Raw genomic sequence first — 11366 nt, 5'->3', positions numbered from 1 at the left:
GGGGCCGTCGCCGGGCTGGCGACGGGCCGGCGCCCGCCCGTCAGGCTCGGCAGGCGCGGGGTCGCGCCGGCGGAGGGTCCGGCCGGGCGCTCGACACCCGCTGAAGGTCGCGTCAGCCGACCCGTCGCCGTGGAGGGTCGCGTCAGCTGATCGTCGCCCGCGCGACCCCATCGTTGTCCGCCGCCATCTCGATGTGCGCCTCGACGCGGGTTCCGGCCAGGAGCTCCGGAAGCCAATGCGGCGCGTCCTTCCACATGGCGGCCCAAGGGATCGCGTCGACCGGATACCAGCGCGGCTCGATCTCCTCGCACGGGGCGGGCACGCTGTGTCCGGCCTCGGCCGTGAAGAGTGCGGACTGCATGTTCCAGTCCGGCCGGGCAGGGAAGGACCAGCTGATCCGGCCCGCATACCGCAGGTCCGACGGCCGCAGGGCGATCCCGCTCTCCTCCTCGACCTCGCGGACCGCGGCGTCGAGGTCGGACTCGTCGCCGTCGACCTTGCCGCCGAGCGCCACGACCCTCCCCGTCCCGAAACCGGTCCGCTTGAGGCCGAGCAGCACCTCCCGACCCGTGGACGACGGGCGGAACAGGAAGCACAGGACGACACGCCTGTAGGCTGCGCCGTCGATCGTCGACCACTCGCGGGACACTCCGGACGCGGTGGGGCCAGGCAGCCTCCCGTCTGGCATCACAGCGCCGGACGAGGGCACGCCGGCCGCCGGATCGTCGTCCGGGGCGTCGACGTCAGGCACGGGCCCTCGGGTGCGCCGCGGCGTACACCTCGCGCAGCGTATCGGCCGTGACCAGGGTGTACACCTGCGTGGTGGTGACGGAGGCGTGACCGAGCAGCTCCTGCACCACCCGGACGTCCGCGCCCCCCTCGAGCAGATGCGTCGCGAACGAGTGGCGCAGTGTGTGCGGGGAGACGTCGCGGGTCACACCCGCGCGTTCGGTGGCCGCTTTCAGGATGCTCCAGGCGCTCTGGCGGCTCAGGCGCCCCCCGCGCATGTTGAGGAAGAGGGCAGGACTTCCCGTGCCCTTCGAGGCGAGCAGGGGCCTGCCGCGGACGAGGTAGCCGTCCACCGCCCGAGCCGCGTAGGACCCGACCGGGACCAGTCGTTCCTTCGAGCCCTTGCCGGTCAGCCGGACGACGGCCGGGAGGTCCTGCGCGTCGCTGACGGAGACATCGTCGACGTCCAGCCCCACGGCCTCGCTGATCCGGGCTCCGGTGGAATACAGGAACTCCAGCAGCGCCCGGTCCCGCTGACCGGTGGAGGTCGAGGTGTCCACGGACTCGAGGATCCTGACGACCTCCGCCACCGGGATGGCTTTCGGGAGCCGCTGCCCCGCCATCGGCGGGTGGACGTCCCGGGCCGGATCTCCCTCGGTGATACCCTCGAGCGCCCAGAACCGGTGCAACCCGCGGACGGCGACGATCGTCCGTGCCGCCGACCGTGGACTGAGTGCCGCGAAGCCGTCGTCGCCGGAGACGACAGCCTGGGCGAAGGCCGATACGTCGTGCCGCGTCACGGCGGTAGCATCACCGACGTCCCTGGTCCGGAGGAACGCGGCATAGCGGCGGAGGTCCCGGCGATACGCCGCGAGCGTGTTGACGGACAGGCCCCGCTCCACGGACATGTGCTGCAGGTAGTCCCGGAGCAGCGTCGACAGCGGCCCGTCCTCGTCGACAGGTGCCTGGTCCGCCATGGTGGTCAGATCTCGAGCACGGCGCCGCGCGGCCACGTGGAGTGCTGGCTCGGGTGTTCCGGCCACGGCGTCATGGCCGGGCGCAGATCGATGAACCCGTTCTCCCGTGCCACGCGGGCCGCGAGAACTGCCGCGACGGCGGACGGACTGTGGATCCGACCCTCGAGGGCCGCGCTGACGGCGTCGTCGAGATCCATCCACCGGAGTTCGATCTCCGCCTCCTCGTGCGTGCGCGTGTGACGATCGGCCTCGGGCACGTCACCGATCCCGCGGGCCAGGTAGATGCGCAGCGCCTCGGAGGACGAGCCCGGGGACAGGAAGAGGTCCACCAGGACATGCCACTGGCGGGCGGTGAGGTCCGCCTCCTCGGCGAGTTCACGCGCCGCCGCGTCCACGAAGTCCTCGCCCTCCTCGTCGAGCAGGCCGGCCGGGATCTCCCAGAGCGCCATGCGCACCGGGTGCCGGTACTGACGGATCAGCAGCACCTGGCCGTCGTCGTTCAGGACCAGGACGGCGACGGCCCCGGGGTGGCGGATGAAGTCGCGTGTGATCGCCTCGCCGTCCGCCGTGAGGCTGAACTGCTCGCTGACGACGTCCCACACACGCCCTTCGTAGACCGTCGACGCGTCGATCAGCCGGCGGGGGCTCTGCTCGTCGCTGAAGGTCGCACGGTCGTCCCCGGACACCTGCACGGTCAGACCTTCGCGCCGCGGCGCTCGAGCGCCGCCTTCACGAGGCCGGCGAAGAGGGGGTGCGGACGCGTGGGCCGCGAGCTCAGCTCCGGGTGGGCCTGGGTGGAGACGTAGTACGGGTGGACGTCCTTGGGCAGCTCGGCGAACTCGACGAGCTTTCCGTCCGTCGTCGTCCCCGAGAACACGAGGCCCGCCTCGGCGATCTGTTCGCGGTACTCGTTGTTCACCTCGTAGCGGTGCCGGTGCCGCTCGAAGACCGTGGTCTTCCCGTAGGTGCCGGCGATGACGGAGCCCTCCTGCAGCTTGGCCTCCCAGCGACCCAGGCGCATCGTGCCACCCATGTCCCCTTCACCGGCGACGATCTCGAGCTGCTCCGCCATGGTGGCGATGACCGGGTACGTGGTATCGGGTTCGAACTCGCTCGAGGAGGCACCCTCCAGCCCGACGACGTTCCGCGCGTACTCGATGACCATGCACTGCAGCCCGAGGCACAGGCCGAGGGTCGGGATTCTGTTCTCGCGGGCATAGGTCAGCGCTCCGAGTTTGCCCTCGAGGCCCCGGATGCCGAACCCGCCGGGGATGCAGACCGCGTCGACGCCGTCGAGCGCCTTGCTGGCTCCCTCCGGGGTCTGGCACTCGTCGGACGGGACCCACTTGATGGTCACCTTCGCCTTGTTCGCGAAACCGCCCGCACGCAGGGCCTCGGTGACGGACAGGTAGGCGTCCGGGAGGTCGATGTACTTGCCCACGAGCGCCACCTCGACGTGGTGCTTGGGGTTGTGCACGGCCTCGAGGAGCTTGTTCCACTTGGTCCAGTTGACGTCCTTGAACTTCAGGCCGAGCGCCTGGACGATGTACGCGTCGAGCCCCTGCGCGTGCAGGGTCTTCGGGATGTCGTAGATGCTGGGGGCGTCGGCCGCGTTCACGACGGCGTCGATGTCGACGTCGCACATGCGGCCGATCTTCTCGCGCATCGCCGCCGGGACCTCGCGGTCGGAGCGGATCACGATGGCATCGGGCTGGATACCGATGGAGCGCAGCATCGCCACGGAGTGCTGCGTCGGCTTGGTCTTCAGCTCCTGGGACGGCCCGATGTACGGGACCAGGGACACGTGCAGGAAGAAGACGTTGTTCCGTCCGACGTCCTGCCGGACCTGTCGGGCGGACTCGAGGAAAGGCTGCGATTCGATGTCGCCGACCGTGCCGCCGATCTCCGTGATGATCACGTCCGGGGCCTTCTTGCCGGGAGCACCCTCGGCCGGCAGGCGCATGCGGCGCTTGATCTCGTCGGTGATGTGCGGGATGACCTGCACGGTGTCACCGAGGTACTCGCCCCGGCGCTCCTTCGCGATGACCGTCGAGTAGACCTGACCCGTCGTCACGTTCGCCGAGCCGTCGAGGTTCTCGTCGAGGAACCGCTCGTAGTGACCGATGTCCAGATCCGTCTCGGCGCCGTCGTCCGTGACGAACACCTCGCCGTGCTGGAAGGGGTTCATCGTGCCGGGATCGACATTGAGGTAGGGATCAAGCTTCTGCATCGTCACGGAGAGGCCGCGCGCCCGGAGGAGGTGACCCAGGCTGGATGCCGTCAGTCCCTTGCCGAGTGAGGAGGCCACGCCGCCGGTCACGAAGATGTGCTTGGTCGTTGCGGACTTGAGGAACCGGGAGTTTGTTTGCTGCGCCACGGAGTTCAAGGCTATCACCGAGCGACGGTCCGGGCCGCATCGGCCAGGAGTTCCTCGGCATGGGCCCGAGCGGAGGCCGAGTCCTCCTGGCCGGCGAGCATCCTCGCCAGCTCGCGGACCCGCTCGTCGTCGGGCAGCACCTCGACGTCGCTGGCCGTCACGCCGCCCCCCTCGCCGTCGCGGGACACGTTCTTCGTGACGCGGATATGACGCGCCGCGAAGGCCGCGACCTGGGGCAGGTGCGTCACCACGATGACCTGCACGTGCTCCGCCAGCATCGCGAGGCGACGCCCGATCTCGACGGCGGCCTTGCCGCCGACACCGGCGTCCACCTCGTCGAACACGAAGGTCGGCACCGGATCGACGGCGGCCAGGACGACCTCGATCGCCAGCATCACGCGTGAGAGCTCACCGCCCGAGGCGCCCTTGCCGAGGGCCCGCGGTGCCGATCCGGGATGGGGCTGGAGCATGAAGGAGATGTCATCGGCACCATGGATCGTCAGTGACTCCGCCGCTGTGACGTCGATGATCAGCTGCGCATCCGGCATCGCGAGGGCCGTCAGCTCATCGCTGACCCGGTGGGCGAGATCCTCGGCAGCGGTCCGCCGCAGCACGGACAGTGCCTCGCCCAGGTCGTGGACGCGGCGGTCGAGGTCCTCGATCTCGTCATCGAGCTCCTCCACGCGGGAGGAGTCGCTGCCGAGCTCCAGGAGCCGCTTCACGGCATCCTCCTGCCACGCCAGCACCTCGTCGATCGTCGGTGCGTACTTCCGCACCAGGACCGAGAGGGCGGCCCGGCGCGACTCCACCTCCTCGAGCCTGCCGGCGCCCTCCCCGTCGAGGGACGTCCCGTAGCCGGCGAGTTCGGCGGAGATGTCCGCCAGCAGGTACCCGACCTCGGCGAGCCGCTCCGCCAGCTTCCCGAGATCGGCGTCGTGCTCCGCGACCGCCTCGAGCTGGCGCTTGGCCTCGTCGACCAGCGACACGGCATCGGCGCTCGCCCCGATGTCCTCGGAGACGAGCGCCTGATGGGCCACCAGCGCAGCTGTCCGCAGCTCCTCCAGGTTGCCGAGCCGCATCGACTCGGCCTTCAGGGCAGCGTCCTCCCCCGGCTGCGGGTCGGCGTCGCCGATCTCCGTCAGGGCTGCCTCGAGACCTTCGGCTTCACGCAACCGCTCACGGGCCTCGCTGCGCAGCCGGTCGCGTTCGGCGAGGGCGTCCCGCCACTGGCCGAAGGTCGCCGTGTAGTCACGGATCGCGTCCTCGACCGGCCTGCCTCCGAACTTGTCGAGGGCCTGGCGCTGGGCCGGAGCGCTCTTCAGCCGCAACTGGTCGGACTGTCCGTGGACGACGACGAGCTGGTCGCCCAGCTCTGCGAGGACACCCACGGGTGCCGCGCGGCCCCCGACATAGGCTCGGCTGCGCCCCTCACTCGTCACCGTCCGCGCGAGGATCAGTTCAGCGGCGCCGTCGTACTCCTCGAGGGCAGCACCTGCCTCGGCAGCCCGCCGTGCGGCACCGCTCGCTGGATCCAGCCGGAGGACGGCCTCGGCGGAGGCGGACGCTGCCCCCAGCCGGACGGCGCCGGCGTCGGATCTCGCGCCCCGCAGCAACCCGAGGGCCGTGATCACCATGGTCTTGCCCGCACCGGTCTCGCCGGTCACGACGGTCAGGCCGGGCCCGAGGTTCAGGGTGGCATCGGTGATGACGCCGAGGTCGCGGATCCGCATCTCCTCGATCATGGCGTCCCGCCGTCCTGATGCCTGATCGGGCCGCGCCAGCCCTGGATGGGGAGCTCGAACTTGCGCACGAGCCGCTCCGAGAAGGGTGTGTGCCGTGTTCGGGCGAGCCGTACGGGATGCTCGGAGCGCCGGACCTCGACCCGGGCGCCGGGCGGCAGGTCGATGCTCCGCCGCCCGTCGCACCAGAGGATGCCGGTGGCGTCGGTGCGGGCGAGCAGTTCGACGGCGAGCACCGAGGTGGGAGCGACGACGAGCGGCTTGGCGAACAGGGCGTGCGCGCTGATGGGTACCATCAGGAGCGCCTCGACCTCCGGCCACACGATCGGTCCGCTCGCGGAGAACGCGTAGGCCGTGGAGCCCGTGGGCGTGGCAAGGACGACGCCGTCGCAGCCGAAGGAGCTGACCGGGCGCCCGTCGACCTCCATGACGACCTCGATCATGCGTTCGCGGTTCGCCTTCTCCACGGCGGCCTCGTTCAACGCCCAGTTCGTGCCGAGCAGGGTGTCCCCGTGCCAGACCAGCACCTCGATGGTGGTGCGCTCCTCGACCGTGTAGCTGCGTTCGGCGACCCAGCGGACGGTCTCCTCGAGGTCGGCACGCTCGCTCTCGGCGAGGAAGCCGACGTGCCCGAGATTGACCCCGAGCAGGGGTATGTCGGCTTCGCGGACGAGCTCCGCCGCGCGCAGGATGGTGCCGTCCCCGCCGAGGACCATCACGAGCTCGACGTCGCCGAAGGCCACGTCGTCACCGAGCACTTGGGCGGGCGCAGCGAGCTCGCCGTACTCGCGCTGGATGTCGGCGAGTTCCTCGGGACGCATGACCGGCTGCAGGCCCAGGTTGTGGAGGCGTGTGCACGCCTCCTGCGCCGCGATCATCGCGTTCCTGCGGCCGGTATGCGCGAGCACCAGGATTCGTCTACTCATCGAGCTCCGTCTGATCGGTGGAACGGTCGGGTGGTCCGAACAGATCGCCGCCGGGGAGGGCCTGTTCGGTCAGCCGGTCCAGTTCCCCCTCGATCCTAGGCATCAAACCCTCGTGGGGCACCTTTGTCCACACGAAGTACTCCAGGTTGCCGTCCTGCCCGGGCAGACGGCTCAGCGCCACCCCGCCCACGTCGAGCCCGCACCCGAGCGCGCTGCGGAGCACTCCGGCCACCGCGCGACGGCGGGCGGCGGGCTCCGTCACCACCCCGAGCCGGTTCAGCCCCCCGCGGCCCACCTCGAACTGCGGTTTGACCATGAGCAGCAGGTCTCCGCCTGTCTCCGTGGCACCCGCGAGGGCCGCCATGACCAGGCGCAGGGAGATGAAGGACAGGTCGGCGACCGTGAGCTGTACCGGGCCACCGATGTCACCGGGAAGCAGGTGACGCACATTCATGCCCTCGAACACCTGGACGCGCGGGTCGTCGCGCAGATGCTGCACGAGCTGGCCGTGTCCGACGTCGACCGCCGCCACCTCGCGTGCCTCGCGCCTCAGGAGGACGTCGGTGAATCCTCCTGTCGAGGCCCCCGCGTCGAGGCAGCGCCGACCCTCGACCAGCACGTCCGGGAAGGCCCGCAGGGCGCCGTCGAGCTTCGTCCCCGCCCGACTGACGAAGTCGTCGCCGTCGCCCTGGACGAGCAGGACGTCCGCCGGACCGGTGGAGACGGAGGACTTGGCCGCGAGGGCGCCGTTCCGCGTGATCCGTCCGGCGGCGATGAGTTGCGCTGCATGGGACCGCGAGCGGGCGAGACCGCGGACCACGAGTTCCTGGTCAAGGCGCGCCATGGACTCCGCCCGGGCGGAGGGCCTGCTCGGGCGCGAGGACGCCGCCGAGCCGATCGTGGACCTCGAGGAGGACGGCGGCATGATCGTCGACGGGAAGTTCTGCCAACCGGTCGAGGGAGCCCAGTACGTCGTCGACCAGCAGATCCCCCGTCGACGACGTGCTGGAGCCGGTCTCCGCCTGCGCGTCGGCGCCGTCATGGTGCACGGGCTCCTCCTGTTCTGCTCCCACTCGTCCTTCATCCATCTGTCCTGCAGCGGTCCGCCGGCGAACCGTCCCCCACCCTAGCGGGCAGCGACGACATCGACCGCCGGAGGCTGCTCGGGGTCGTGAGCCGGGTGGGCGGCCCACCAGGCTGCGCACGCGGCACGCCAGCTGTCGACGTCGTCCTCGCTGCCACTGATGCTGACCGAACCGCCGACCACGCGAGCCGTGGACCTCCCGCACGAGTAGATGTCCCCGTCCTGCGCGACCGCGGGATACTCCTCGTACAGGTCGGCGAGCGAGGCGATAAGGTACGTGGGGCGCTCCTCCACCGTCGCACCGAGCGCCGTCCGCACGGTGTCGACGCCGGTCAGGACGAGCGCCGTGGCCATGCCGGCACGGTTCCCACCGAGGATGTCGGTGTCGAGGCGGTCACCGACCACGAGGGCACGATCGACCCCCGAATGCCGGGCGGCCGTCTCGAAAAGGGCGGCGCCCGGCTTTCCTGCGACGAGCGGCTGCTTGCCGGTCGCCGCGGCGACGGCGGCGACGAGCGTGCCGTTGCCGGGCGCGATCCCCCGCTCCTGCGGGATCGACATATCGGTGTTCGTCGCCACCCAGGTGGCACCCGCGGTCACCGCGTACGCTGCTTCGGCGAGGTCCTTCCAGCCGAGGGTCGGGGAGAATCCCTGGATGACGGCGGCCGGCCCGTCGTCGGCGGAGCCGACGACGGAGAGCCCCTGCGCCCGCACGGCGTCCGCGAGCGTCTGACTGCCGACGACGAGCACAGCCGACCCCGGCGGGACCTGCGCGGCGAGAAGCTCGGCGCCGGCCTGTGCCGAGCCGAAGACCTGCTCCGCGGTTGCGGGTGCACCGATCTCGCGCAGGTGCTGGGCAACCTGCGCGGAGGACCGGGAGGCGTTGTTGGTGACATAGGCGAGGCTCTTGCCCTCCCCCGCGAGCCGATCCAGCGCTTCGATGGCCCCGGGAATGGCGTTGGGCCCCGCATAGACGACGCCGTCGAGATCGGACAGCACCCCGTCGAAACCATCGATCAACCGCTCACTCATCCGCTGCGTCCTCCGTTTTCGCCGTCGTCTTCGGCGTCCGCCTGGCTTTGGCACTGGTCGCCGGGGCTTCGGCCACCGGCGGGACGTCTTGCGCGTCCTGCGCCGGCCCGTCCTGCACTGCGGCGCCCGTTGCTGCATCTTCTGAGTCCTGCGGTGCAGTGGCTCCCGAGGAGCTGTCGCTCAGCGAACTGTCCGGCGCCTCACCGGCCGAGAACCGGACGGCGGGAGTCCCGGCCGACGAAGCGGTGTCGGCGTCGTCGGTAGACGGCTCGATCCGGGTTCCGCCCAGTGCGTCCATGCTGAACAGCATCTCGGTCTGGAGCGGTTCGACCCGTGGTGCCGATTCGCCGGCGGGAACCGCGTCCGCTGCAGGAACGACGTCGTCCGCGCCCTGCACCTCGTCCAGGTCCGTCCCTCCTGTCTTCCCGGGACTGTCGCCGGCTGCTTCCTCCGGCATCGCCCTGCGGTCCGCTGGCTCCTGAATCTCTGCCGGCTCCGGGTCATCCCCTGACTCCTGGACCTGCGCTGCCTCCTGGTTCCGCGTTGTCTCCTGCGAGCTGTTCTCCAGGACAGGCTCCTCGGACGATGCGCTTCCGATGGTGCGGCCGGTTCCCGGTTCTGCGAGGTCTGCCTCCAGATCGAGCGAGACGTCGCCCACGAGGCCCTGGTCCACCGCCGCCGTGGTGGCGGCTGGGTCCTGTGTCGTACGTCCGGCGGCACCGTCCGGCATCTCGGTGGGATCCGTGTCCAACTCCTCGTCCGGGTGTTCGAGAAGACCGTCCGTCACGTCGTCGTCCTGGTCGCCGTCCTGCCGCGCGGCGGTCGACTCGTTCCGTGCCGACGGTCCCGCACCCTCGTCGGTGTCCCCTCCGAACTGCTGGTTGGGCGCCTGGCCCACCTCGTCGTTCGTCGAACCGTGAGCGTTCCGAGCCGGACCGGCGAGTACCTCCGCCACCTTGGGGACTCGGTCAGGGGTGGGCTCGTCGTCCTCACCGAGGTCGATGATGTCCGGTTCAAGGTCATCCTCGAGTCCCAGGGCCTTCTCGGCCACACGGGCCTGGCGGCGCCATTTCTCCGACTCGCCCGTCCGTCCGACGGCGTCGAGAGCATCGGCGTACGCACGGAACAGACGAGGACTGAAAGCGAACGCGCGGTGCAGGTCGAGCTGCGGGATCTCGAGGGCCGCGACGGCAGCGTCGAGCTGATCGAGATCGGAGCGTGCGCCGGACACGACCATCGCGAGTTCTGCCTTGCCCGCTGCATCCAGGGATTCCGCTTCCTCCGAGCGCGCGAGGTCGAGCGCCCGGTCGGGTCGCCCCAACCCGCGCTCACAGTCGGCCATGACCGGCAGGTGCACGTTCGAACCGCTGATGCGACGGAAGGTCCTGAACTCGCGCAGCGCCTCGCCGTAATGTCCCGCCGCGTATGCCGTCAGGCCCACGGCCTCGCGCACCGCGGCAAGGCGCCCGCCTCGGCGGCTGGCTGCCAAAGCGTGCTGGAACGCCAGCTCAGGGTCGAGATCGAGGAGCCGTCCGGCCATCACGAGGTGCTTGGACACCCAGAGCGCGCTCCGCTCCTCGAGGTTCCGAATCTGGGCGCGGGTGACACGATCGAGCTCATCACCCTTGACGTCCTCGTCGATCTCGGGCGAACGCTCCCTGTCGGGCCTGTTGGCGCTGCGCAGATCACGGGCATTGTGGGTACGCGGAGCCGCCGCGGCGTCGTCCGCTCTGCGGCCGGTCCGGTCGTCGCTGCGTCCATAGCCGGCAGACCCGCGGTCCTGCCTGTCAGAGGGCCGACGGAAGGTACTGCCGCCATCCTGGGAGGGTCGACGAGCCCTGCCGGAGGAATCGCCCGCGGGCGATGTCCGCGACTGCCAAGGACGCTCCGCGCCGTTCGACGGCTTCCCCGAAGATGTGCCGCCACGGCTGCCGTACGTGCCCTGCCGATCAGCAGCCGAACCGGAGGCCGAGCCCCCGCGCGACGCGGCGCCACGCAAGTGCGCACCCCGCCCGCCGGTGTCTCCCTGATCCGACCGCCGGTCCTGACCCGATCCACTCGTGAAGCGATCGGTACGCCGACTCTCCGACGCTCCGTCTCGTGAGCCCGGCCGCCTGTCCTGGCCGGACCCGCCGTACGGCGCCCTTGCCCGACCATCGCCTGAACCACCCCTCGGTCGATCATCACGATCGCCACCTGCGGAGCCGCTGTCGCGACGGTTCGCGTTCCGGGCGTCCGACTGACTCTTCCAGGCGGGCCTACGGGACTCGCCCTGTGCGCCATTGCCTCGGTCGCCTGACCCACCCAGCGGCGGAGCGTCCATGGGACGGTCCGCGGGACGGTCCGGGCGGCGCGACGCCTGTGAGGGGCGGCTCCGATCGGAGCGGTCGACGGACAGCGTGCGTCCTTCCCCGCCGTCGACATCGGTCGCTTCACGGCGGGGGTTGTCCAGGGCTGAATGTGCGCGGTCGTCGGACCGGGCGGACGGCGAAGCAGGGGCCG

General features: G+C 70.7%; 10 protein-coding genes. 1 reads left to right on the top strand and 9 read right to left on the bottom strand.

Annotation, left to right across the window (positions count from 1 at the left end; all coding sequences use genetic code 11):
* Positions 1–142 precede the first annotated feature (142 nt).
* From NVV32_RS05825 to NVV32_RS05795, 7 genes are read right to left on the bottom strand one after another with little or no spacing between them, the layout of a single operon-like run.
* The gene (locus tag NVV32_RS05825; RefSeq protein WP_422391675.1) at positions 143–751 is read right to left on the bottom strand and encodes an 8-oxo-dGTP diphosphatase; all 609 of its coding nucleotides are present in this window, start codon (positions 749–751) and stop codon (positions 143–145) included.
* Positions 744–1706, bottom strand: coding sequence for a site-specific tyrosine recombinase XerD (xerD, locus tag NVV32_RS05820; protein WP_055773595.1), 963 nt, complete (start codon positions 1704–1706; stop codon positions 744–746). The genes NVV32_RS05825 and xerD overlap by 8 nt, the downstream gene beginning before the upstream one ends.
* 5 nt (positions 1707–1711) lie before the next feature.
* Positions 1712–2398: an NUDIX domain-containing protein gene (locus tag NVV32_RS05815; RefSeq protein ID WP_422391674.1), complete on the bottom strand. Its 687-nt coding sequence runs from the start codon at positions 2396–2398 to the stop codon at positions 1712–1714.
* A 2-nt stretch (positions 2399–2400) separates the two neighbouring features.
* Positions 2401–4101, bottom strand: coding sequence for a CTP synthase (locus tag NVV32_RS05810; RefSeq protein ID WP_422391673.1), 1701 nt, complete (start codon positions 4099–4101; stop codon positions 2401–2403).
* Positions 4098–5825 (bottom strand): DNA repair protein RecN, encoded by a 1728-nt coding sequence (gene recN, locus NVV32_RS05805; protein ID WP_422391672.1) that lies wholly within the window; start codon positions 5823–5825, stop codon positions 4098–4100. The genes NVV32_RS05810 and recN overlap by 4 nt, the downstream gene beginning before the upstream one ends.
* Positions 5822–6748, bottom strand: a complete 927-nt coding sequence (locus tag NVV32_RS05800) for an NAD kinase (RefSeq protein WP_055773583.1) — start codon at positions 6746–6748, stop codon at positions 5822–5824. Before NVV32_RS05800 ends, recN begins: the two co-directional genes overlap by 4 nt.
* Positions 6741–7592, bottom strand: coding sequence for a TlyA family RNA methyltransferase (locus NVV32_RS05795; protein WP_082471661.1), 852 nt, complete (start codon positions 7590–7592; stop codon positions 6741–6743). The genes NVV32_RS05800 and NVV32_RS05795 overlap by 8 nt, the downstream gene beginning before the upstream one ends.
* Here NVV32_RS05795 and NVV32_RS05790 point away from each other — a divergent pair.
* A complete protein-coding gene (locus NVV32_RS05790; protein ID WP_422391671.1) occupies positions 7591–7878 on the top strand; it encodes a hypothetical protein in 288 nt (95 codons plus the stop codon). The genes NVV32_RS05795 and NVV32_RS05790 overlap by 2 nt on opposite strands.
* On the opposite strand, the gene NVV32_RS05785 is transcribed toward NVV32_RS05790, so the two are convergent.
* A complete protein-coding gene (locus tag NVV32_RS05785; protein ID WP_055773586.1) occupies positions 7875–8864 on the bottom strand; it encodes an HAD-IIA family hydrolase in 990 nt (329 codons plus the stop codon). The two genes, NVV32_RS05790 and NVV32_RS05785, sit on opposite strands and share 4 nt — an antisense overlap.
* Positions 8857–10422, bottom strand: coding sequence for a hypothetical protein (locus tag NVV32_RS05780; protein WP_422391670.1), 1566 nt, complete (start codon positions 10420–10422; stop codon positions 8857–8859). Before NVV32_RS05780 ends, NVV32_RS05785 begins: the two co-directional genes overlap by 8 nt.
* Between the last annotated feature and the right edge of the window lie 944 nt (positions 10423–11366).

It is taken from the genome of Arthrobacter sp. N1 (genome assembly GCF_048288285.1).
GTDB lineage: Bacteria > Actinomycetota > Actinomycetes > Actinomycetales > Micrococcaceae > Arthrobacter_D.
Note: the sequence above shows the minus strand (reverse complement) of the source record. Positions and strands in the feature narration are given on the sequence as shown.

What these genes read in the sequence shown, in the direction of transcription:
- xerD (WP_055773595.1), bottom strand. Translation starts at nt 1,706, where the DNA reads ATGGCGGACCAGGCACCTGTCGACGAGGACGGGCCGCTGTCGACGCTG.
- recN (WP_422391672.1), bottom strand. Translation starts at nt 5,825, where the DNA reads ATGATCGAGGAGATGCGGATCCGCGACCTCGGCGTCATCACCGATGCC.
- NVV32_RS05800 (WP_055773583.1), bottom strand. Translation starts at nt 6,748, where the DNA reads ATGAGTAGACGAATCCTGGTGCTCGCGCATACCGGCCGCAGGAACGCG.
- NVV32_RS05790 (WP_422391671.1), top strand. Translation starts at nt 7,591, where the DNA reads ATGGACTCCGCCCGGGCGGAGGGCCTGCTCGGGCGCGAGGACGCCGCC.
- NVV32_RS05795 (WP_082471661.1), bottom strand. Translation starts at nt 7,592, where the DNA reads ATGGCGCGCCTTGACCAGGAACTCGTGGTCCGCGGTCTCGCCCGCTCG.
- NVV32_RS05785 (WP_055773586.1), bottom strand. Translation starts at nt 8,864, where the DNA reads ATGAGTGAGCGGTTGATCGATGGTTTCGACGGGGTGCTGTCCGATCTC.